The organism is Hymenobacter negativus (assembly GCF_017571495.1).
Classification (GTDB): domain Bacteria; phylum Bacteroidota; class Bacteroidia; order Cytophagales; family Hymenobacteraceae; genus Hymenobacter; species Hymenobacter negativus.
Genome location: NZ_JAGETZ010000003.1, coordinates 544,759 through 567,249 on the forward strand (window position 1 = coordinate 544,759; position 22,491 = coordinate 567,249).

Genomic DNA, 22,491 nt, shown 5'->3' on the forward strand with positions numbered 1-22,491 from the left:
TACTTCTACGGCAGATAGCAAGGCGGCGGTTAATTTCTGCCAACACTTAGTAATTTTCCTTTTTTGTTTATTCACCTTGCCACCCGATTTCTGATGGCTACTGCCCCCGAAGTACTCGTTGCCGGTGCTGGTCCTTCAGGCCTGCTACTGGCCTTGGAGCTGTGCCGCCACGGCGTGCGCCCGCGCATCATCGACCCCCTGTCCGGCCCCTCACCGCTCAGCCGAGCCGTGGTGATGCACGCCCGCACCCTGGAACTACTCGACCGCCACGGGCTGGCCGAACAGTTTATTGCGCGGGGTGAAATCGGACGCGGGGTGGCCCTGCGCCGGGCGGGGCGGGTAGCCGCTACCGCGCGGCTGGGCCGCATTGGCGAGGGATTGAGCCCGTTTCCTTTCGTGCTCATCATCTCGCAGGACCAGACGGAAGGCCTGTTACGAGAAGCATTGGCCACGACGTATGGAGTACAGGTGGAGTGGGGCACTTCGCTGGTTGGGGTGGCGCAGGGAGCCGCTAGCATTTCGGCTTCGCTCCAGCAAGCCGATGGCGTGACGGGGCAGGTTCACATCGCCTATGTGGTGGGTTGCGATGGTGCCCATTCGGCGGTGCGACACGCGCTGGGCATTGGCTTTCCCGGCGGTACCTACGACCAGCAGTTTTTCGTGGCCGACACCGTCACTGAGGGGCTGGATACGGATGCTGATGCTGGCCGGCTGCTTGAAATTGCCCTGGCACCGCGCACCTTTAATGCCTTCTTCCCGATGCCGCAGAGTCGTACCCGTATTATTGGGCTCCTGCCAGCGGGCGTGGCACTGGAAGCAGTAACCTTTGCCGATGTGCAGCCCGCCCTAGAAGCTGCCGAGCACATTCGGGTGCGGGAAGTGAGCTGGTTTGCCACCTATCGGGTGCACCACCGGGTGGCTGAGCGGTTCCGACAGGGGCGGGCTTTCCTAGTGGGTGATGCCGGCCACATCCACAGTCCGGCTGGTGGCCAAGGCATGAACACGGGCCTCGGCGACGCCGTGAACCTGGGCTGGAAGCTGGCTGCCATGCTTCGTCAGAACGCGCCCGAAGCCCTGCTCGATACCTACGAAGCCGAACGGATTTCCTTCGCCCGCCTGCTGGTTGCTACTACCGACCGGGCCTTCACGGCTGTTACGCGGGCTTCGGCCTGGGTCAGCTTCATGCGCACGCAGGTGGTGCCGCGCCTGCTACCGGTGGCGTTGCAACTGCAGTGGGTGCGCCGGCTGATGTTCCGCACCATCTCCCAAACCGGTATCAAGTATCCGCATTCGCCATTGAGCGGCGGGCGGGTGGGCGCAGTAACGGGTGGCATGCGTCTGCCCTGGACCGCTGGCCCACGCTACGCGGCTTTGCATCAGCCGGGCTGGCATTTGCTTAGTGTTGGGCCGGTGCCGGCGGCATGGGCCCAGGCGCATGGTGTGACTGCTACGGAAGTCGCCGCTGCGGCCGGTGAAAAGCCCGGCACCGTGTACCTCGTGCGGCCCGATGGCTATGTAGGGCTGGCTGCTCCGTCGTTCAATGAAGCCGAATTCTCATTGTACGCCCGGCACTGGGGACTGGCAAAACGCGATGTAAGAGACGAAAAATAAAACGTTTCGGCAAGCCCCGGCCTACGTTGCCCAGCATAGTCGCAAGCAACCTGCAGGCTTTCGTTACTTCGCTCTGACCTGCCGAGCGTACCACAGCTGTTGTAGCCAAAGCAGCAGCAGGCACGGCAGCCCCACCCACACGGCCTCGCTGGCTAGCACCCGCAGCCCGCGCCCGCTCAGGAAAGCCCGGATGCTGATGGGCGATACTTTGATGGGCCGGATACCGAAGAAGTAGCGCTTCAAATCCCAGGGGCTAAAAAACGCCACGCCCAGGCCGCCCGTCGTCATGGCATCGAGCAGGCCGTGCGAGGCCGTAGCCAGAAAGAGAAGCAAGGCCAGGCGCCCGGCCGGAGGCCGGTTGGCCGCACGGCGCAGCTGGCCCAGCCCGGTGCCCACCGCCGCTACCACTACCGCCGCCAGCAGCGAGTGCGTTAGGCCCCGGTGGCCCCACAGGCTGTCGTAGGGCACGCCCAGGCGGTAGCCCACCGAGTCCACATCGGGCAGGGCGGCGCAAATGGCGGCGGCTACCCAGTAGGGCCAGTGCCGCCGGTCGGGTAGCAGAAGTTTGCCGAGGGTAGCGCCTAAAGCTGCGTGCCCGAATGCGGAAGCCATACAAATAAGGAGGATAAAAAACGCAGCTGGTCCGCTTACCAAGAGGGGCGGACCAGCGGAAACCGGGAATTACCAGCGACGAATAATGCCGTAGCGCTCCAGCAGCCACAGGGCTACGAAAAGCGCGGCGATGATGAGGGCTTTGGGCCAGAATTCGCCCCAGAAGCCGCCCTTAGAGCGGGGTGTCATCGGGCTGCCAGGTGAGTACCATATGGTGCACGGGCAGTACCACAAATTCGGGGTGGTGGCGGAGGTCTTCGTGGTTGCTCAGGGCCCAATCGAAGGCTGCTTGCTCGGTTTCGAAGGCTTCGGGCACGCCCGCAATCGGCCGGAGCATCATGTGGTTGTGTTGATGGGCGGCGTCGTGCTCGTTGCGTAGGCCGAGCAGTTGGTATTTAGTGACGATTCTGTACATGCCGCTAAGGTAGAAAAGAGAAGGTATTCAAAAGATGATTTTTTATGCGTAACGTCCTTGCAAATGGAGCCCGGCAACCGGAGAGTAGCGCGAACTTTCAGTTCGCGTCCTAGAACGATAGCCTAACGGCGTGGGAGTGACCTGAAGTTGGCCTGCCTCCGCTTCCTGCCTGCTTTTCGCAAATAACTTCGCGACGACTGCAAAAAGCCCCGACGCTGCACAGCGTCGGGGCTTTTTGCATTTCGAGGGTTAGCCGCTGAGTGAGGGTGGAGTAGCTGGGCTGACCTTCGGTTGCCGCGTTGCGCTACATTCTACTCACAATGACTGGCACTACCCAACCAGCTCCCGTAGCACTTTGGGCACGCCGGTGCTGGCGGGCTCGGCCACGTAGCGCACGCCGCGCCGGCCGGCTTCGGGCTGGTGTGGGTCGATGACGAAGACCGGACAGGTGGCCGGGGCGTAGTGCAGTAGCCCAGCCGCCGGGTACACTTGCAGCGAGGTGCCCACAACGAGCAGCGCATCGGCGGTGGCGACAATTTCGGCGGCTTCTTCAATGGCCGGCACCATCTCGCCAAACCACACGATGTGTGGGCGCAGCTGGCTGCCGTCGGGCGCGAGGTCACCGACATTAATATCGCCGTCGCAGTAATACACGGTGGCTTCGTCGGCCACGGAGCGCATCTCATTCAGCATGCCGTGCAGGTGCAGCACGGTGGTAGAGCCGGCGCGCTCGTGGAGGTCGTCCACGTTTTGGGTGATGATGCTGACGCGCCAGTTCGGCTCTTCTTCGAAGCCCGCCAGGGCCAGGTGGGCGGCGTTGGGCTGCACGGTGCGGGCCTGGGCGCGGCGCTGGTTGTAAAACTCCAGCACTAGGGCCGGGTTGCGGGCAAAGCCTTCGGGCGAGGCCACGTCTTCGACGCGGTGCTCTTCCCAGAGGCCATTGCTGTCGCGGAAGGTGCGGATGCCGGATTCGGCCGAGACGCCGGCGCCGGTGAGGACGACGAGGTGTTTCATGTTAGTAGGACAAGTTGGGAGGCAAAGGTAGCCGCCGCCAGTTGGCAACCAGCCTGTGCCAGCTAGCCAGTTGCCAGTTGCTTGTGCCTGAAATGTTAGCCCCTCATCTGGGTTCCGTTCTGGCCTGGGGCCGTTTCTGAGGGATGCGCTGGGCCACGGAGCTAGTAGGGTCAAAATGCAGCACGAAGCGGTTACCAAGGCTACCGGCTTGGGCTACCTGAAACGGGTAGCTGGTGGTGGAGGTGAGCTGAATGGAGCGACCGGTAATGGCATCGTGCAGAAAGCAGCTTAGTCCATTCATATGCGCGTATTGGGCCACGGTCAGCACGTATGCGCCGGGCTGGGCCACGCTTCCCCGTAACGGGATGGAGCAAGGGCCAGTAATTGGGGGCAGCCCGTTGATGGCCAGCGTATCGCCGGTGGAGCTGAGGGAACTGAGGCTCGTTGTGCCACTGGCGTTCACGAAGGGCTTTACGGCATCGTAGTGCGCGTTGGTGCCTAGCGTAGCACCGGCTTCGAAGTACACGGTGGTTTCATCGCCGGTATTGGTGGCCGCATGCAGCAGCGTCAGGCGCACTACTGGCCGGGTATCGGCCGCCAGGCGGTTTAAGGCGGGCGCCGCAGCATAGGTAGCCGAGCGGGCCGCATCCGTAAAAGTGAGAGAAACGCTGGTGTTACTGTTGCTGAGGTGCACCAGGAACCCCTGCCCCAAGGCAATCAGCGGATTGCCCATCCCGTTGATGTAGCTGCGATACTGCCCGGTATAGGGCCCGCTGCTTTGGAAGACGTACATGGCATCGTCCAGGCCAGTGGGTCGGACCAGGCGGCGCCAGTCGAGAGTAGCGGGGTAGGGGTTGCCCAGCAGGTGCCAGCCGGCATCAGCCGAGGGCCCACGGGTCAGCGTGGTGCTGTAAGTGCCGCTGTTCAACTCGCCCACAAAATCTACGGTCTGGTTGCCCGCCAGCTGCACGGTGTAGCCGCGCAACACTTCCAGTGGCGCGGCGTTGCTGGCGGGCGAGAAGTAGCCTTGCTCAAAAGTTGCCGGGCTGCTTGAGGTTGTCGCAAGCCGGGTTTCATCGTAGCCCAGCACCGTGGGAAAGGGCTGCACGAGCCCCGGCGTGGGGGAGGTGTTGTAGGCAGCGTTGGTGACGGGCACGAAGCTGGCCGTTGCCAGGTCGGCAACGGTGGTGGCGCGCACGGGGGAGGATAAATGTCGGTAGCCCATCCCTGCATTCAGGCTGGGGTCGAGGTAGCGCTGCACCGTGGCAGTGCCCAATACCACGCCGCCACCGTTGGCTACCTGGGCCGTGCCGGCGGGGCCGGAAAGCAGCGTGAGCATCTGGCTGCCGAGTTGCAGGTTGCCGGCGGCCAACTGCAACGTCTGGGCAATGCGAAGGGGAGCAGTGAGGCTGAGCCCGGCGGCGTTAGCCACGGTGAGGGCGCGCACCTGCGCCGGGAGTCCGGGACCCGTTTGTTGGGCCGCCGTGCCGTTGTAAACGTAGGTCGCATCGGGGCTGAAGCGGCGCGGACCGGCTACCTGCACGGCTCCGCTGGCCCCGGTTTCGGCAATGCCCGCCGGATGGCAGATGCGCAGCTCGGCCCCAACAGCCAGCTCAAAGCTGCCCGGCCCGGCCAGGAGCTGGCATTGCGCGTCAAGCACGCCGCCGCTTTGAACCAGGAGGTTGCCGGTTACCTGCAGCTGGCCACTTAGGGTGGCGCGGCCGGTTTCGGTGATGGTAACGTGGTGGTAGCTGCCCTGAATGGCCTGCGTGGTACTCACTACCAGGTCGGGGAAATTGGTGGTGAGGCGCGCCGTGAATACACCATCTTCGCAAGTGGTGGGCAGGGGTGGCGTGTTGCCAAAACGGAGCTGCCCGTGGTAAATGCCCGTTACGGCCCCGGCTTCACTGCCAGCATCGAAAACCAGGCCCGTGCCGCCGCTCGACGTATTGCCCATTGCCTGGCGTACCCATAGCCAACGGCCCAGCTGGTCGTAGCAGCTCACGAAGGCATTGGAGCAAGCCGGCCCGCTGCTGAGTTCCTGCCCGCCAACCGTAGCGCTGCCCCGAAAATGCCCCGTAATGCCCACGTTGCCCTGCCCGGTAATAGCCACGCTCCGGGCCTGGTCTTCTTCCGTACCGCCAAAGGTATTGGCCCAGCTCACCGCGCCCACCGAGTCGAATCTGGCCACAAATCCATCGTAGTTGCCCTGGCTTGCGGCCGCTGTTGCACCTAGCTGCAGCGTGTTGCGGAAGCGGCCAGCCACGTACACCGCTCCCTGGGCATCGGTGACGACGCTGGTGCCGGTTGCATCGGTTCCGGCGGCCGCGCTGGTCCACAGCCAGGTGCCGGTGGCATTGAACTTGGCCAGCAGTCCGCCCGTGGGGGCCAGGGTGCCGGCCACGTACACTTGCCCGGTGCTGGTACTAGCCACGCCACCCACCAGACTATTATCCAGGTTTTGGGCCCATAGCAGCGTGCCCTGAGCATCTAGCTTTGCTAGGAACGCGGCTCCGGGCCCGGCACTGGTGAACACATTGCTACCGATGGTGATGGTGCCCTGATACTGACCGGCTACCAGAGCGGCCCCGGCCCCGTCCACAGCTACCGCGCCGGCATAGTCCGGCCCCGTGCTGCCCGCTGACCGCACCCACAGGAGCGCACCCGAGCTGGCATATTTGGCCAAAAAGGCATCGTCGCCTCCCACACTGGTCAGCGCCATGCCATCGAAGGTGGCGCTGCCGCTGAAGTAGCCAGCCACGTACAGGTTGCCGGCGGCATCGCTGGCGATGGCCGTGGCCCCGTCGCGCCCGGCTCCCCCGGCCTGTTTGGCCCATCGCACCTGCCCGGCGGCATCGTATTGGATGAGCAGCACGTCATCGCCGCCCCAGCTAGCCAACGATTGCCCCCCAACCGTCAGCGTGCCCTGGAACCGGCCGGCTACCGTATAGCTGCCGTCGGCCGCCCGCGCAATACCCTGCCCGCTGGCCGGGCTGCCACCCGATGCGGCCCACTGCCAGTCGGGTACCTGGGCTTCGGCAAGCGGCCCAGTCAATAACCAAAGGAAAACAAACCATGGCAGGAGGCCTGGCAGACGGGATGGTAAATGGGTAGTCATCGTTAACATATCCACCACGTGGGCATACCTCTATTCTGTGGGCAGCTTAGACTTATTCAAGCACGACACGCCGGGTATAAACCTGCTTGCCGGCCAGAATGCGCAGGGCATAAACGCCGGTGGGCAACGGCTGCACATCCAGCTCCGTCTCTGAGCCCTGAGGGCCGAGCGGGATGGCCAACTCCTGAACCGTTTGGCCCAGGGCATTGAGCAGGGTGACCTGGGCTCGGGCCACGCCCGGCAGCGGAGGCAGGGCCAAGCGAAAGTTGCCGTGGGCCGGGTTGGGGAAGAGGTTCACGTTGGCAGTGCTCAGGACGGTAGCCGTGGCCAGTACCCCCGCCGGGCGCAGCACCAGGCTAAACCGCGTGTGGCCGGCGGTAGCCGTGGCCAGCGTGAAGGAATATTGCGTTTGTGGGGCCAGCAGCTGGCGCGTGCCGGTCAGGGCATCGGCCAGGTAGAGAGTAGCCCCGCCCCAATCGGCTAAATCAGCTACCTCAAAATGAAAGCTGCCGGGCTGGGGCACGTCCAGGGTCAGGGGAATAATTTCCTCCTGACTGCCCAGCAGGGGCCGGCCCTGGATGGCCAGAGGCGCACTGCCGCTGCTGAGCGAGGCTAGGTTCAGACCGGTGGCGTTAGCCAGCTTGGGGGCGTCATATTCGGCGTCGACCCCCACCGTGGCTCCGGCTTCGGTGTAGAGCCAGGTTTCATCCCTGCCACCGGCCCCGCTTACCAGCAGGCGCAGGCGGGCCCGCGTGTCAGCTGTGCCCCGGCCAAAGGCGGGCTGGGGCCCAAAGGTGGTAATGCGGTTGGCGTTGGTCAGGTTCACCTCGCCCGACAAGCCCGGGGCGGCCGTGCGCACGAAGTAGCCCGCGCCGGCGGGGATGATTGGCTCGCCCAGCCCCCGGATGCACGAGCGGTAGGTACCCGTGTAGGGCCCCGTGCTTTGAAACACGTACGCCGCCGCGCCCACGTCGGGCCGCTGGGCTGCAGTCACCGTGCTCCAGTCCAGGGGGCTGGGGTAGGGGTTGCCCAGCAGCTGCCAGCCCGCATCGGCCTGCGGGCCCCGATTGAGGCTGCTGCGGCTAACGGGGCCGCTGGTGAAAGTGCCCGTGAAATCAACCAGCACGTTATTCGGCACCTGGGCCGTGAAGCCCTGCCCTGGTACCATGGCCGTGGCCAGCGAGGCGGGCACGGTCCAGCCCTTGTCGAAGTCGGTGATGGTCGTGGCCAGCGAGGTGCTTAGCCGGTTCTGGTTGTAGGTGAAGAGCGTAGGAAAGGGCGTGACCAGATTGGGGGCTGCCGACGTATTATAGGCCGTATTGAGCACGGGCGTGTAGCCCGGGCTGACCAGGTCGGCCACGGTCGAGTTGCTCATCGGCGAGCTGTAGTGGCGGTAGCCGCTGCCAGCCGGGTTCCGTACGTTGAGGTAGCGTTGCATGGTGCCCGTGCCCTGCACCAGCCCGCCGGTGTTGTCAATCAGGGCTGTGCCGGCTGCGCTGGAGAGCAGCGTCAGGGGCTGGCTGCCCGTGGTCAGGTCCCCCGCCGTCAGGCGCAGGACCTGGGCGATGGATACGCCCTGGGTGAGGGTGAGGCCCTGATTGGCATTATCGACCGTCAGGTTGCGCACCTGACTGGGCAGGCCCGGGCCTGTCACCTGGGCCACCGTCCCGGTGTAGGCGTACGAGGCATCGGGGCTGAAGCTGCGGACCCCGGCTACCTGGATGGCCCCACTCGCGCCCGTGGTGCTGATGCCCGCCCCGTCGCAGATGGCCAGCGTGGCCCCGGCCGCCAGCGTGAAGCTGCCGGGCCCGGTCACGGCTGCGCAGCCGGCACTGCTGCCCGTGGCCAATACGCCGCCGTCCTGCACGAGCAACGCTCCGCTTACCTCAAAGTTGTCGGTGAGGGAGAGACGGCCCGTGCTGGTGACGGTTATGTTGCGGTACACGCCGCCGGGCAGGCTCAGCGCGGTGTTCACCACCAGGTCGGGCACCACGGCGGGAGCAATGGCAATATCCTGGCCGTTGTCGGACCCAAGCACCAGGCCCTGGGCCTGCACCACCCGCAGCCGGTACTTGCTCCCCGTTGGTAGATTGGCTGGCAGTGTCACAGCCAGCGGCGAGGTCAGGCCCTGGCCCACCACCTGCACCTGCCCGGACCGGAAGCGGCCCAGGGCATTGCTGAGCTGAACCTCAAAGTTTTGCTCACTGGCCAGGAAAGGACCTTCGGTAGCAAAAGCAACAGCCAGGCTTTCACCTGGCGCGTAGCTAGTGCGGGCGAGCGGCGCCGTGTTGATAAACTTCTCCGAGTAGCGCACTATCATCCCGTTCTCGCCCACTACCCAACCATTGTAGCGGTCAATAAAGCTACCTGAGGTCTGCCCCAGGCCGACGTTCACCTGCGGGGTCCAAGTAAGGCCCGCGTCGGAGGTGTGGTACACTTGGCCGCCGTATACCCAGCCCTCCTGCAGAGAGTTGAACGTTACCCGACCGCTAATCTGCTGATTTGCGGTGTTTCTAATGGGGGCCCAGGTTTGGCCGCCATCGGTGGTGCGGTAAAGAAACTGGTCGCCGACGAAGCCCAACTGCGACGTGACGAAGTACAGGTTTGTGGGTGGAGTACCGAAAGTGAAGACGGGTATTGGCACGGGCTGCCAGGTAGCCCCCCCGTCCATCGTTTTAATGCAGACGCCTCCAGTACCCCGCGCATAGGCGGTGGTGTTATCGCCCCAGCTCACGACTTGCAGGTTTTGGGTAGTGCCGCTGGTGCCGCGCTGCCAGCTTTGGCCTCCGTTGCGGGTATACCATACCTCGCCCAGATTGCCCACCAGCAGGCCGAAGCGGCAGTCCCGGAACTGTAAGTCATTGACCGAGGCAGCCCCGGTCAGCGGCAGGCGCACCCAATTCTGGCCCGCGTCCACGGTTTTGAGCACGTAGACCGGCTGGCTGGCCGGGCCGTAATCCCGGCCAGCCAGGTAGGCGGTATCGGTATCGGGGAAGGAGCCAACCAACAGGCCGTTAATAGACCAGTCCACGCCGGGCGCATGGCTGGGCACGTCCATCGCCTGCCACGTCTGGCCGCGGGTCGCCGTGCGAAACAGGTACTTGAGCAGGGAATTTCCTCCAATGGCCCAGCCGTGCACGGGGTCGGGAAAGCCGACCCGGTCGAAGGTCTGAACGTTGTCGAGCCGCTGGTCGCGCCGCTGGCCGGTCAGGCCAAAGTTGGTGGTGGTCATCAGCATGCCATAGGCACCAGCCGAAAAGCCTACTCCCGTGGGCCGAAGCTTGGTGCGCCCGTAGTAAAGCATCCCCCGGCCAATTGTCCAGGTTTGGCCGCCGTCTGCGGTAATGAAAGAGTCGGTGAGTCCGTGGAGTCCATCGGCAAAATTCAAATCCGTCACTTCAGGATAGTAATTGAGTGACGGATTATAAATATGCACAATCGTCCAGCTAGCGCCACCATCGGTAGTATGGAAGAAGTTAGGTACCGAGCCCCCAAAGCCACCGGCGACCCAACCATTCTGCGCGTCCAGGAAAAAGACCTTATTAAAGGCTATGCCCATCGAGACGGGGGTCACGTCGGTGAAGGTCTGGCCCCCGTCGGTGGTTTTGAGCACGGAGTTGTAGCCGGTGAGGTAGCCCACCAGGGGGGAGACAAACTGCACCGCCGTGGTCTGGGGGGGAACGGTGATGCCCGACCAGCCCAGCCCCCCGTTGTGAGTAACCTGCACGCGGGCCGGCCGATTGTAACCCGGCGCGTTCCAATAATAAAAGACGTAGCCCTCGCTCGCCGAAAAGAAACGGATGCTTTGCATTACCACAAAATCAGATTCCCCCACCAGCTGGGTACTCCAGGTCTGGCCCCCATCCGTTGTCCTGCGCACCTCGCCCCGACCAGGCAAACTGATAGAGGGGTCGTTGGTAGGAGTATTGCAGGCCACCCAGCCAAGCTGCGGGGTCACGAAGCTCACGGCCATCAGGTCATAGGTCATGCCCAGATACAGCTGGCTCCAGGTCTGGCCCTGGTCGGTGGTTTTCATCGCCGCGCCGTAGCGGCCCACGGCAATGGCCGACTGGTCGTCGAAGACGTGAATATCGGTCAGGTCATAGCCGGCTGGGCGCGGGGCCTGCCACTGCCAGTCAGGCGCCCCCGGCACGGTGAAGGGCACCTGGGCCTGGGCACCGGGCACCCACCCGAGTAACGCAGCCACGAGCAGGACGGCAATAACATAACAGCGGCGCACCGCCAGGAAATGAATCGCCGCAAGAAGATGAATAAAGACCGGCATGGCAACCACAGAGTAAGGAATAAATAGGATTCGCTGGTACCTCCAATCGCCCCCACCGCAGCCCAATGATAGGCCGTGATGGGGGCGGAAGTACCAAGGCACCCCGCACCCAGGCGGGCACGGGGTGCGCATGCAAGTGGAATAACTGCCAGGGCCATAACTCCTGGCAACCAGCGGACAGATTAGTGTTTTACCTGAACCGTTTTACCAACCGATTTTCCGTCGGGCAGCACGGCCCGCAGAGTATAGGTTCCCGTAGGCACCTCTCTCACATCGAGGCGAGTGTGAGCTTCTTTGGTGCTGGTTTGCTGCACCGTCCGGCCCAGCATATCCGTTAGCATCAGCTGTGCGGCACCCTTCTTCAGGTCCAGATCAACGTGCAGCTCATTGCCGGCCGGGTTCGGGTAGGCCACGAGTGGCTCTGCCGAGGATGTAGCGGAGGTGCTGCCCAGAGCCATGCGGTTTACCGTACCACCTACGTTTACCTCGAGGCAGTTAGCACTGTTTCTGATTATCACGTTTACGCTCTGGCCTACTACCTCGGCGTTGGCGAAAGTCACGTACGGGGTGGAAATAGTTATGTGCTGGGGGTTGGGGTTGTTAGTGCTAGACCACTCATAGCTGATACCTGCTCCCGTGCCCTGCTCGCAGCCAGGATTGTTCGGGTTGGTAACCTCGAAATATTTTTTCTGCGACCCGTAGCGCTCAATCAAGTACGTGGAGGCCGAACAGCCGTTTTCGCCAGACACCTTAACCGGTAGGGTACTCCCACCGGTGCCGCAGCCGGCAACGCGTACGGTTACGTCACCCGCTTGCACATTGGCAGGCACGGTCACCGTAATCGAATTGTCGGTGTCGGTGGTGGTAGGCCAACCGGCGGGCAATTGCCAGTCAAAAATAGTATTTGCCGGCAACAGGCTAGAGGCCACCGTAAACGTAACGCTAGCCCCCGGGGTCAGGCAGCCGGTGAGCGAAGGTGTAATGGGGTTGTTGGTAGTCGTTAGCTGGCGAGACACGCGGAAGGCATTGGACGTACTAGCGGCGCACTCGCCCCCACCACTGTTTTTAGCCGTCACGCTGATGTCGGCCACTACCGCACTGTTAGGAGTGATAGTAGCCGTTTGGGTGCCAGCAGTAGCGTAGGTTACCCCGCCCGCTACCGGTGTCGAATTCGGCAGGCTCAGACTCCACCCGGTGGGAATACCGTTCCACACGTAGGTTACCCCGGTTTCCACGCTGAAAGTAAACGTGAACGCTGAGAAGTCGGTTTTGCAGGAAGCAGCCCCGCCTGGAATCAGTGTTACCGTCCGAGGCTTCACGTAGATGGTTTTGGTCATGTAAGCGGTATTACACCCCCCAATCGTGACCCTGAGAGTAAGGCTATTGCCGGTAAAGCCCGCGGTGGGCAGTGTTAAAGCAAGTGCGCTGTGGTCACCAGAATAATCCACTGCAAAATTTCCAGGGAAAGCGCCTGCATCTGTACCCCAAGTGTACGTATCGATACCAATTTGGGCGTTGATAAGTGCAGGGGTGCTGACCAGCGGAGGCACCACAAAGCCATAGGTTTTTCCTAGCTCCACGCAATCGGGGCCCAGAAACTGGCTGTCAGCAGGCTGGGGGAAAGTCTTGTTGATTATCAGGTCATGGGGAGTTGGGCCACAACCGCCAGCGGAAGAGTAGAAAATGAGCTTGCCCCGCCCGGGGCCCGTTGAGGTAACGGTAATGGTGTAGACGTTGCCCGACGATAACGGATTAGAGATGGCGATATCTCCCCGGGTGTCCCAGTTGCTAAATGTCTCCGAGGGGTTCATGGTATAGCTGTAGGCAACAGCAGCAGTGCTGCCTTGGCAGACGGGGCCAGTCACGGAGTACTGCGCCTGAGCGCTAATTACAGTACCCAACAGGGCAAAGACCAGCACCAGGCGGGCGGCCATTGTAGAGAAGGTTTTCATATAAGATTTCGGAAGTTAAAAGGGTTGACTCGTAACTTCGGACGCCGTTTTTGAGCGGTGCATCCTTGCCCCGGCACGCTTTTGCAAGCATGCCGGAACCGGCAATCCGAAGCGGGTGGGACCGGCATGTCTGTGCCGGCCCCGATAGTCCTAGGAAGGCGGAACGAGCGGCCCCCTGCGCCAACAGGGGTGTCTGCTCGTCCGCCGGCCTTCGGTGCTCGGCGCCGCGGGTGCGAAAAAGGTACCGGCTGCGCCCTAAAGACGCGGTACGGTTGAAGAAGGAAGTGGCCACGCCATCAGCTCTTTGCAGATGAACTAGGCTCCCGGATATAGCCGGCTACCAGCCGGCTACTGGGGCAGCCCCGCCCGAACCGGACAATTGCCCGGGAAACATCCCGGCGGGAAAAAAGAAAGTTTGTTTTCATAAACGCAGAAAGAGGCGAGGTATCGGCAATAAAAAACCCGGATAGCATCCTTAAGAGGAGACTGACCGGGTATAGGCAGGCGGTATCAGCAGGCTGAGCTGCCAGTAGCTAATAGGTGCCAGGAAACAGATTAGGAGCCGGGATGCATAAGTCCGGAACTCCGTAATAGAAGCACGTTGTGCGGCCGGGAGAAGAGCCGGGCTTGCGGTAATAGGGTTGCGCATGGGTTTCGGGGTAGAAAAACCGGCGATTGTAAAACTGCTGCTTTGGGTTCCACCCGCTCCAGATTCTCATCTGGTGGGGTAAAAAAACAAACCTGCGGGAGAGGAACACAGGCTTTGAAAGGAAGGGCGAAAGAGCTTCTGTGGAAAGCCTTGGAAAGATAAGAAAATTTCTATTGTTGCAGCAGCGTTTTTAAATGAATCTTACAAATTTTCCCTTAAAGCACTGATAGGCAATATGGTAATTAAATATATTGATTTTATATAACTTTTCGCAGTAGTTTTTACTACTTCTAAAAGGCCTCAGCAAATTCGAAGAGAAGTGGGGGTATTAGAGCTGCTACTCTGGGTAAGCCTGCTGGGACATGGGCTTAAAAAAAGACCCGCAGCGGAGCTGCGGGTCAGGGTAAATTGCTGTGGACGCGCGGCGCTATAGCTGCCCGCCAGTCACGTAGTAGCTGAAATCATCCTGCTTGGCCAGGCGGCGCCAGGCAAACCACCCACCGGCCACGCCAGCCATCACAGCGGCGGCCAACCACGCCAGGCCGGAGCCCGAGGCGCTGAGGTCGGAACCAGCCGCGCCCAGCGGCTTGCCGGCCCCGCTGCCCGCGCCGTCGACCCACACGTCGATGCGTCCGCCGAAAGCGTTGGCAGCTTTGGTGAGGCGCTGCATGGCGGCCGGTTGGGCCGCATCGGCTGCTACAACGAGGACTTCGGCCCCGAGCTGCCGGCAGTCGATGGCTAGTTGATTGAGGTCTTCGACGTGGCGGGCGGCCAGCACCAGCCGGGCACCCTGCCGGGCAAATGTGTGAGCCGTGGCCCGGCCAGTGCGGCTGGTGGCATCGGTAATAACGACGGTGGCGTTGCGGAGGGAATGCTGCGTGAGCATAAGAAAACTGGTGGGGGTGAGAAGGGCGATGCTGCTGGCGAAAATATTAGCAAAGTTGCCGATTTTCTGCGACTAACCTACGCAAAAAGACTTGCCGCTGGCACTTCGGCCTAATCAAAAATAACCGTCTTGTTCTGGTTCACGAATACCTGCTCGTCAAACACCATTTTAAGGGAGCGGGCCAGCACAATTTTCTCCACGTCGCGGCCGGCCTGGGCCATTTCGCGGGCGCTCTGGGTGTGGTCGATGGGGATGACGCTTTGCGCGATGATAGGGCCCTGGTCAAGCTGCTCGTTCACAAAGTGCGCAGTGGCCCCGATGATTTTCACGCCCCGCTCGTAAGCCTGCGCATAGGGGTTGGCGCCCACAAACGCTGGTAGAAAAGAGTGGTGGATGTTAATCAGCCGGTTGGAGTAATGTGCCACAAACTCCGACGACAGGATGCGCATGTACTTGGCCAGCACCACAAACTGCGGTTGGTATTGGGCCAGGGTGGCCAGCACCTCGGCCTCATGCGCCTCGCGGCTGATGCCCTGGTGTGAGATGAAGTGAAACGGAATGTCGAACCGGCGGGTCAGGTCACCAAGCACTTCGTAGTTGCTGATGACGGCCAGCACCCGCGCATTGAGCTCGCCAAAGGCATTGCGCACCAGCAGCTCGCTGAGGCAGTGGTGCTCTTTGGTCGCCATCAGCACGATGTCTTTGGGGTGATTATCCGAGAAGCGAATGCTGGAGCCGGCGGGCAGCACTGCCTGCAATTCGGCCAGCAGCCCGGCGGGGTCGAAGTCGCCGGCGAACTCGGTGCGCATGAAAAACTGGTTGTTTTCGCGCTCCACAAACTCGCCGTTGCGGAGGATATTGAGCTGGTGCCCAAACAGCACGCCCGTGATTTTATAAACCAGCCCCGGCTCGTCGGGACAATGAATGAGGAGAAAATGCGCCATGAAACAGAAAAAGCGGGAGCTGTAAAAGTAGCTGCCGAAGCCGCAATTCCGGGACCCTATAGCTCGCCTCGAGCGGTGCGGCTCACCAGCTCGGTGCGCGAGCCCACGTGCAGCTTTGTGTAGATGCGCTTGACGTAGCTGCGCACGGTTTTGGGGGAGAGGCCCAGGCCGGGCCCACCAAACCGGCCCGTACCCCCAAATGCGGGGTGGGGGTGGTTGGCAATGGGCTAGGACGGGTCGGACTTTTGTCCGAACTTGTCATTGCTTCCCATTTGGTGGGCAGAACCTTCCTGTTTTCACTCGTTTTTCTGCTTTATGAAAAGAAACCTACTCCTTGCCCTCCTGGCTTCGGCGGGCGCCAGCACGGCCGCGCAGGCCCAGTCGGCCATTGTGCTCAACCAAACCAACTTCCCGGCCCTGGCCAGCACCGTGGAACTGTATTCGCAAGCCGGCACGGGCGGCGTGACCACCCCCACCACCGGCGCCAACCAAACGTGGAACTACACCAACCTGACTCCCCTGGGCCAGCCAACCAACAGTACCTACACCGCGCCCATTGCTATGTCGCCCTTCACCGGCACTACCCGCGCCTATACCTACAACATCACGCTTGGCATTCTGAGCGTGCTGGGCACCACCTACGAGGCCCTGACGGCCACGGGGTTGCAGTACCAGGGCTTTCGCATTATTACGCAGCGCTTTGGCCTGGGCAGCATCACGGGTAGCAGCACCGATTCGGTGGTGGTGCCCACCCAAACGGTGCCGGTGGGCACGGCTCGATTCGTGTTTCCCACCACCACGGGCACCGTCAACCGCCAGAGCTACCGCATTGCCACCACGGGCCTGCTGACGGTGGGGCTTGTTGGCCTCAACCGGGCCCCACTGCGCCTGGTGCAGCGCGTGAGCAGCGTCGACAGCGTGGCGGGCTGGGGCACGGTGCGTATTCCAACGGCTACCGGAACGGCTTCGGCGCCCTATCCGGCGCTGCTGCTGCGCCGCCGGGTGGTGGAAGTCGATAGCTTTTACCTGGGCACGGCGCCCGCCCCGGCACTCCTGCTGGCCGCGCTGAACCTGCAGCAGGGTGCTACCACCTACAACATCAGCGACGATTTTTACCGGGCCAATTCTTCGCAGCCGCTGCTCTCGCTGGGCTATCCCACCAGTGCCCGGGTAGCCCCCAACGCGGTGTATTACTCCCGCGAAACCACTGTAGTGGCCGGCACCCAACCAGAGCTAGCTGCCCAGGTAGGCGGCTTAGTTGCCTACCCCAACCCCGGCAACGGCCGCACCCTGACCCTGGGCGCTGGCAACGGCAGCCGTCAGGCCGTGCAACTCACCGTACGCGACCTGGTGGGCCGTACCTGCGCCCAAGCTTCGGCCTATACTGGCGAGCCGACCAGCGCCCTAACCGGGCTGCCCGCTGGCGTATACCTGGTAGAAGCCGAGGCCACCAATCGTGCCCGCAGCACCGTGCGCGTCACGGTGGAGTAGCACATGCTTGGCAGCTGTCCATTTGGTGGAGTGCTGCATTTATAAGCACTGCGAAGAGCCTTATTACTGGCGAACAGATTGCGGCAAATCCTTGAATAAGCGGCTCGCTGAACCAGGCAGAACTGGTTTGGCGTGCCGTTGGCGTTGTAGCTAAAACAGCGAGCCAGCCAATCGAGCCAAGCCCTTGAGGTAGCCTTGACGTCTTCCAATGGCCCAATAGGTCGAAGCCATAAGTCAATCATAGGAATGAAAAGACGCCCCGAGATGGCTGCTGATTGCTGGTTTGCTGCTGGCCCGGCATGGCCCAAACCAGCGCCATCGATGGCGCTGACGTATGCGCAGCGCCTGGCAATGCCGGTGTAATGGTCTATACCAGACGCTGGCTTCTATCGAAGCCTACCAAAACGATTTTCGGGGCGCTTATAAGAGCCCTCGCGCCCGAGCTGCGGCAGCACCTCTACCTCGTGTTTAAGGAAGCCGTGACCAATGCGGTGCGCCACGCCCGTCACGCCACCACTCTGCGCGTAAGCCTGGCCCGCCACGCTGGCCCGCTGGAAAGGGGGGCGGCTGGTGGTGCCAGGCTAGAGCCGGGAGGGGGCCACGCCGTACATTTTCTTGAAGGCAAATGAGAAGTGGGAGAGGTCCTCGAACCCAACTTCCAGGTAGGCTTCCGATGGAGCTTTGCCCTTCTCCTTGATGAGGAAATGGGCTTCCTGCAAGCGGCGCTGCTGGAGCCAGCGGCTGGGCGAGAGCTGGAATATCTTCTCAAAGTCGCGCTTGAAGGTGGCCAGGCTGCGGCCCGTGAGATAGGCAAAGCGCCGCAGCTGCACGTTGAAGTGAAAATTGCGGCTCATGAAAGCTTCGAGGTCGATTTTGCCTGGCTCAGCAAAATCAAACAGCACGTCCTGCAGGTCGGGGCGGCTTTTGAGCAGGAGCATGATGGCCTCCCGGACTTTGAGCGAAAGCAAGCCTTCGTTGCCGGGCTGGGCGAGCTGCTCGTAGGGCTGCAGCGAATCCAGGTAGCTTTTGAAGAGGGGGTTCAGCTCTAGCTCCACGACGGCTTCCCGGCTGGCGCGGTGCTGCGCGGCTTGGTAGCCGTATTCGAGGCTGAAGCTGCGGAGCGTCTGCTGGTCGAGGGCAATGGAGAGGGACTTGAACTCGCCGTTTTCGGGGGGCTGCTTGCGAAACTTCACAAGGTGGTTGCGCTTGCTGAGCCGCAAATCGCCCTCGCGGAAGACCTGCTCCCGGTCGCCGTCGTTGGTGAAGAGCGTGCCGGCTACCTGGTAGCTCAGGATGTGCTCGGGCACAAACTGCTCGCCCTCCCGACTGACGTTGAAGTAGCAGGAGTAAAGGATTGGGGACCGTGGCGGGTCGGTGGCGAAGGCAGGCATGGTGGCGGCAAGTGGGCAGTGGAAACCAAAAGAACGTCGTGGAGAGCTGTTTCGGCAAGCTCCCCACGACGCACTTTGTTACATAGATGAGGTGCGGCAGTTACTCAGCCGCGCGCTGATGCTCTGGCTTTACGCCGTAGAACTTGCCCATTTCGGTTTCCAGGAAGTTCTCGGCTTCGTCGTGGTCGGTTGAGAGGGTGACGGGCAGCCACTGCTCGAACTCAGCTTTGCGGTCGGCATCGGCCTGGCGCAGGAAGGCGGCGGCTTCGCTGCCCAGCACCAGGTGCACAGGCGGGTTGGGGTGCTCTACCAAGTTAATCATAACCTGGGCGGCTTTGGCGGGGTCGCCCATGGGCACGAAGTTGCCGCTGGCAAAAAAGTCGGCCCGCTGGTTTACCAGGTCGTAGCCTTCGATGGTGGGGGCGAAGCTCATGGAAGCACCGGCCCAGTCGGTGCGGAAGCCGCCGGGCTCTACCGACGTGACGTGGATGCCCAGCGGGGCCACTTCCTTGGCTAGCGCTTCGGTGAAGCCGCCCAGGCCAAACTTGGCAGCCTGATAGATGGAGATGCCGGCATTGCCCACGCGGCCGCCAATGGAGCTGATTTGCAGGATGTGGCCGCTGCGCTGTTGCCGCAGGTAGGGCAGCACGGCCCGCGTGATGGCAATGGGGGCGTAGAGGTTGGTTTCGAGCTGGCTGCGCACCTGCTCTTCGGTGTAGGCTTCGGCGGCGCCGGTGATGCCGAAGCCGGCGTTGTTCACCACCACGTCGAGGCGGCCGAAATGGGCCACAGCGGCGGCCACGGCTTCCGTGATTTGGGCCTGGTTGGTGACGTCGAGCGCCAGCGGCAGAATCCGGCTGCCGTACTGCGCGACGAGGTCGGCGAGCTGCTCGGGCTGGCGGGCGGTGGCGGCCACGCGGCTGCCCTGGGCCAATACTGCTTCGGTGAGGCTACGGCCGAGGCCCCGCGAGCTGCCGGTGATAAACCATACGTTGTCCATGTTTTCTGGGGGTTAGAGTACAGGACAAAGTTCCGGCGGCAACGAAGGGACTGCTTTGTTGAAAAGCTCAAGTTTGGTTTGTTGAAAAGCTCAGAATGGCGTAGGAGAGGGACTTGTCCCCCGCCCCTATGAGTTATTCGCGGCTGACTTTTAACTGCTGTTGCTGGCCGTTCTGCTCCACGGTGAGAAGGTAGATGCCGGGAGCTAGCTGGCTGGCTTTGGCAATTTCCAGCTCCTGCGTGCCGGGCCGGAGGTCGGCGGGCTGTTGGAGGAGGATGCGGCCCCAGGCATCGCGCAGGGTGAGGCGGGCGGGGCCGGCGGTGTGCACCTGCACCGTTAGCGTTTGCGCAAAGGGCACCGGGAAGGCAGTGGCCACGAGTGAGCCCTCAGTGGCGCTGGCTTTGGTGGCTACCGTGCGCACCGGCGAGACGCTGGCCGAGCCATCGGCATCGACCTGGCGGAGGCGGTAGTAAACCACGCTGCTGCCGTAGTGGGGCAGGTTGGCGTCGCGGAACTCGTAGGCCGACTGCCGGGCGGTGTTGCCACGGGCGCCCACCTTGCCCACGGCCTGGAAGGTGCGGCCGTCGGGGCTGGCTTCGATGGCGAAGTAGGCACTGTTCTTTTCCGAAGCGGTGGCCCAGCGGAGCAGGGCAGCCGGGCCGGTGGCTTCGGCGGTGAAGCTGGTGAGCTCGACGGGGAGGGGCGCGCCAGTGCTGCCCAGCGTCCAGACGGAGAGGTGGGTGAGGCCGACTTTGGTGAGGGTGCTGGGGCCCTCGACCAGCGCGGGCGCCTGGTGAGTGGTGCCGGCGTTCAGCTGCCAGGGGCTGCCGGTGCTGCTGCTGTAGAGGCCCAGGCTGGCATCGGCGATGCCGTTGCGCTCGTGGTCGAAGTACTGGAAATCCATGGTCAGGTCGAGGCCGGTTTCGGTGTCAGCATTCAGCACAAAGGTGCGGGTGATGCCGGGGCGGCTGCCCACGCCGGGGGCGGCACTGCCGGTATGGCGCACCGTCTGCACAATGCCCGGCGTGTTGGTGGAGTTGGCATCGGCGGAGAGGCCCAGCCCCAGGCCGCCGAAATCGGACGGCAGGCCCACGTCTACGAGGTCGCGGTAACGGATTTCGCCCAGCACGTAGCTGCTTTCTTTTTCCGAAATGCGGGCCGTGCTGGTGAACTCGTTGAACGGGTTGTCGCTCCCCATGTCGATGTAATTGTTGCCGGTGCCGAGTACGCCCTGCGTCAGGGTGAGCTGGTGGCGGAGCAGCATGTAGGAGGTGAGCGTGGCCGTGCCGGGGCCGTTCATGGTCAGGTCCCAGATGTCGCCCAGGCCGGTGACCTGCTGCGGGCCGCTGCCGCGCAGCTCAATGTTGCCGCCGTAGTAGCGGAAGGTGCCATTATCCAGGTCGGTGAAGTTGCCAGAGGCGCGGCAAATCAGGTTGCCCGATACGGCCAGGGTCCCGGCCAGGTGCTTGATGCCGGCGTACTTGTCGACGACCAGGTTGCGGGCTTCGGCGGTGAGGCCGGCGGTAGTCAGCTCGGGGTAGGTGCCGCTGGGCACGTTGCCAATGTGGGCGTTCAGGCTGGCCGTGGGCACGCCATTGCTCCAGTTGGCGGTGTCAAACCAGTCGGTCGAGGTGCCCAGCCATTCGGTAACGGGGGCCGCGTCGTCGGTGGTGGCGCAGAGGGCGAAGGCGCCGTGGGTGTAGTTGCCATTGCTCCACACGCGCACGTAAAGCACGGTGCCCGGCACGAGGCCGGTGAGGCGGGCGTACGACATGGAGAAGGGGCCGTTGTTGTCGTCGCAGGTGAGCTCGGTGAGGCTGCCGCAGGTGCCATCGTACACAGCCAGGCCGGTATCGGACACGTCGCTGCCGGCAACCGGGCCGGTTTCGAGGGCCACGATGCCGTTGGCGGGCACCACCACCGAGTACCACATATCGTCGCCCCGGTAGTCGGCGCAGGTGGGGTCGGCTACGCCTGCGGAGCGCGAGGCGTCGAGGTTCGACACCACCGTGGGGGTGCAGGTGGTGCCCACCGGGAGGGCCACGGCGCCGGCGCACTCGTCGTTGGCGGGGCTGGCGAGGGTGGTGAAGCTTACCGAGGCCGAGGGCGTGGTGAAGCTGCTGCCGCAGCCGCTGGCTACCGTCACGGTGTAGGTGGTGCTGGCCAGCAGGTCGGAGAGGGTGATGGGCGAATTGCTGCCGGTGGCCGTTTGGGCCGTGCCGCCGGCGGGAGTGTAGGTCACCTGGTAGTTGCCGTAGGTAGCGGCGGGCTCGGTGAAGGATACTTCGGCCCGATGGGCGCGCACGTTGCCCACAGCCAGGTCGGTGGGGGTGGCGCAGGGCGGCAGCTCCTGGGCGCACACGCCGTACTGGCCCTGGCGGGCGTTGGAAGCAACCCAGGTGCGCACCAGCAGCGTGGCGTTGGGCGTCTGGTTGCTCAGCACAATCGTAGCGAAGCTGCCGCAGTCGAACTCGGTAAGGTTGCCGCAGGTGCCGTCGTATACACTCAGGCCAGCGCTTCTGACGGGGCTGCCGGAAACGTTGCTGGTGTTCAGGCGCAGGTTGCCGCTGGCCGGCACCGTCACCCTAAACCAGACGTCGTCGCCCTGGTAGTTGGCGCAGGCGGGGTCGGCCACGCCCGTGCTGGGCGTGGCGCCCACGTTGGTGGCCAGCACGGGGGTGCAGGCAGTGCCCACGGGCAGCACGGTGGCCCCGGAGCAGTCATCGTTGACGGGGGCCTGGGCAAAGGCGGCCGGGCTGGCCAGCAGGAGCAGGGCGCCCGCAAGGGTCAGCAACTGGCCGCGCAAGGGCCTGATGCGAAGGGAAAAGGAGGGCAGCTGGGGTAAATAGTTTGTCATTGACACAGAAAGAATGAGCGGAGTGCAGAAGAATGGCGCTGCAAAATTTGCTCTGTCTGCGTTATGCTCAAAATGCTTTCTTGTCCTCATTTGAGGGTATAGGGGCGGTGGTGACCCAGCTTTTTAGTTCTGACGCGAGCGGCCACAGCGGCGGGCTTGGTACTTGCCTCGCCGACAGGAAAAAAGCCGCGTAGCGACGACAGAAACCCTGGTCGGGTCTGTCGTCGCTACGCGGCTTTTTTGCAACTGGGGCTGGAAAGGGGGCG

15 protein-coding genes are annotated in these 22,491 nt (G+C 62.8%); 3 read left to right on the forward strand and 12 right to left on the reverse strand.

Annotation, left to right across the window (positions count from 1 at the left end):
• The first annotated feature begins 93 nt into the window (after nt 1-93).
• The gene (locus J4E00_RS09215; RefSeq protein ID WP_208174844.1) at nt 94-1,611 is read left to right on the forward strand and encodes an FAD-dependent monooxygenase; all 1,518 of its coding nucleotides are present in this window, start codon (nt 94-96) and stop codon (nt 1,609-1,611) included.
• A gap of 63 nt (nt 1,612-1,674) precedes the next feature.
• Here the strand turns inward: J4E00_RS09215 and J4E00_RS09220 are convergent, their stop codons facing one another.
• From J4E00_RS09220 to J4E00_RS29815, 9 genes are all read right to left on the reverse strand, one after another.
• Entirely contained in the window at nt 1,675-2,223 is a 549-nt protein-coding gene (locus tag J4E00_RS09220; RefSeq protein ID WP_208174845.1) for a metal-dependent hydrolase, read from the reverse strand.
• A gap of 172 nt (nt 2,224-2,395) precedes the next feature.
• Nucleotides 2,396-2,638: a hypothetical protein gene (locus J4E00_RS09225; RefSeq protein ID WP_208174846.1), complete on the reverse strand. Its 243-nt coding sequence runs from the start codon at nt 2,636-2,638 to the stop codon at nt 2,396-2,398.
• 330 nt (nt 2,639-2,968) lie between these two features.
• Nucleotides 2,969-3,652, reverse strand: coding sequence for an SIR2 family NAD-dependent protein deacylase (locus tag J4E00_RS09230; protein ID WP_208174847.1), 684 nt, complete (start codon nt 3,650-3,652; stop codon nt 2,969-2,971).
• Nucleotides 3,653-3,755: 103 nt separating this feature from the next.
• Nucleotides 3,756-6,707, reverse strand: a complete 2,952-nt coding sequence (locus tag J4E00_RS09235; RefSeq protein ID WP_208174848.1) for a hypothetical protein — start codon at nt 6,705-6,707, stop codon at nt 3,756-3,758.
• 115 nt (nt 6,708-6,822) lie between these two features.
• Nucleotides 6,823-10,977 (reverse strand): YCF48-related protein, encoded by a 4,155-nt coding sequence (locus J4E00_RS09240; RefSeq protein WP_208174849.1) that lies wholly within the window; start codon nt 10,975-10,977, stop codon nt 6,823-6,825.
• A gap of 260 nt (nt 10,978-11,237) precedes the next feature.
• Nucleotides 11,238-13,007, reverse strand: a complete 1,770-nt coding sequence (locus tag J4E00_RS09245) for a T9SS type A sorting domain-containing protein (RefSeq protein ID WP_208174850.1) — start codon at nt 13,005-13,007, stop codon at nt 11,238-11,240.
• Nucleotides 13,008-14,083: 1,076 nt separating this feature from the next.
• On the reverse strand, nt 14,084-14,542 hold the full coding sequence (locus tag J4E00_RS09250) for an SDR family NAD(P)-dependent oxidoreductase (RefSeq protein WP_208174851.1): 459 nt from the start codon (nt 14,540-14,542) through the stop codon (nt 14,084-14,086).
• A gap of 110 nt (nt 14,543-14,652) precedes the next feature.
• Nucleotides 14,653-15,486: a formyltetrahydrofolate deformylase gene (purU, locus tag J4E00_RS09255; RefSeq protein ID WP_208174852.1), complete on the reverse strand. Its 834-nt coding sequence runs from the start codon at nt 15,484-15,486 to the stop codon at nt 14,653-14,655.
• Between the two features lie 56 nt (nt 15,487-15,542).
• Nucleotides 15,543-15,710 carry a LuxR C-terminal-related transcriptional regulator gene (locus J4E00_RS29815; RefSeq protein WP_317196606.1) on the reverse strand — a complete coding sequence of 56 codons (168 nt, stop codon included), beginning with the start codon at nt 15,708-15,710 and terminating at the stop codon, nt 15,543-15,545.
• Between the two features lie 91 nt (nt 15,711-15,801).
• Here J4E00_RS29815 and J4E00_RS09265 point away from each other — a divergent pair, with 91 nt between their 5' ends.
• The gene (locus tag J4E00_RS09265) at nt 15,802-16,977 is read left to right on the forward strand and encodes a T9SS type A sorting domain-containing protein (protein ID WP_208174854.1); all 1,176 of its coding nucleotides are present in this window, start codon (nt 15,802-15,804) and stop codon (nt 16,975-16,977) included.
• A 299-nt stretch (nt 16,978-17,276) separates the two neighbouring features.
• Nucleotides 17,277-17,606, forward strand: coding sequence for a hypothetical protein (locus J4E00_RS09270; RefSeq protein ID WP_208174855.1), 330 nt, complete (start codon nt 17,277-17,279; stop codon nt 17,604-17,606).
• Here the strand turns inward: J4E00_RS09270 and J4E00_RS09275 are convergent.
• The 3 genes from J4E00_RS09275 to J4E00_RS09285 form a co-directional block, all read right to left on the reverse strand.
• On the reverse strand, nt 17,559-18,368 hold the full coding sequence (locus J4E00_RS09275; protein ID WP_208174856.1) for a helix-turn-helix domain-containing protein: 810 nt from the start codon (nt 18,366-18,368) through the stop codon (nt 17,559-17,561). The two genes, J4E00_RS09270 and J4E00_RS09275, sit on opposite strands and share 48 nt — an antisense overlap.
• 100 nt (nt 18,369-18,468) lie before the next feature.
• Nucleotides 18,469-19,368, reverse strand: a complete 900-nt coding sequence (locus J4E00_RS09280; protein ID WP_208174857.1) for an oxidoreductase — start codon at nt 19,366-19,368, stop codon at nt 18,469-18,471.
• A 133-nt stretch (nt 19,369-19,501) separates the two neighbouring features.
• Complete coding sequence (locus tag J4E00_RS09285; RefSeq protein ID WP_208174858.1) at nt 19,502-22,225, reverse strand: fibronectin type III domain-containing protein; 2,724 nt, start codon at nt 22,223-22,225, stop codon at nt 19,502-19,504.
• Between the last annotated feature and the right edge of the window lie 266 nt (nt 22,226-22,491).

Coding starts and splice junctions, on each gene's coding strand:
- J4E00_RS09215 (WP_208174844.1), top strand. CDS start 94: ATGGCTACTGCCCCCGAAGTACTCGTTGCCGGTGCTGGTCCTTCAGGC.
- J4E00_RS09220 (WP_208174845.1), bottom strand. CDS start 2,223: ATGGCTTCCGCATTCGGGCACGCAGCTTTAGGCGCTACCCTCGGCAAA.
- J4E00_RS09225 (WP_208174846.1), bottom strand. CDS start 2,638: ATGTACAGAATCGTCACTAAATACCAACTGCTCGGCCTACGCAACGAG.
- J4E00_RS09230 (WP_208174847.1), bottom strand. CDS start 3,652: ATGAAACACCTCGTCGTCCTCACCGGCGCCGGCGTCTCGGCCGAATCC.
- J4E00_RS09245 (WP_208174850.1), bottom strand. CDS start 13,007: ATGAAAACCTTCTCTACAATGGCCGCCCGCCTGGTGCTGGTCTTTGCC.
- J4E00_RS09250 (WP_208174851.1), bottom strand. CDS start 14,542: ATGCTCACGCAGCATTCCCTCCGCAACGCCACCGTCGTTATTACCGAT.
- purU (WP_208174852.1), bottom strand. CDS start 15,486: ATGGCGCATTTTCTCCTCATTCATTGTCCCGACGAGCCGGGGCTGGTT.
- J4E00_RS09265 (WP_208174854.1), top strand. CDS start 15,802: ATGAAAAGAAACCTACTCCTTGCCCTCCTGGCTTCGGCGGGCGCCAGC.
- J4E00_RS09270 (WP_208174855.1), top strand. CDS start 17,277: ATGGCCCAAACCAGCGCCATCGATGGCGCTGACGTATGCGCAGCGCCT.
- J4E00_RS09275 (WP_208174856.1), bottom strand. CDS start 18,368: ATGCCTGCCTTCGCCACCGACCCGCCACGGTCCCCAATCCTTTACTCC.
- J4E00_RS09280 (WP_208174857.1), bottom strand. CDS start 19,368: ATGGACAACGTATGGTTTATCACCGGCAGCTCGCGGGGCCTCGGCCGT.
- J4E00_RS09285 (WP_208174858.1), bottom strand. CDS start 22,225: ATGACAAACTATTTACCCCAGCTGCCCTCCTTTTCCCTTCGCATCAGG.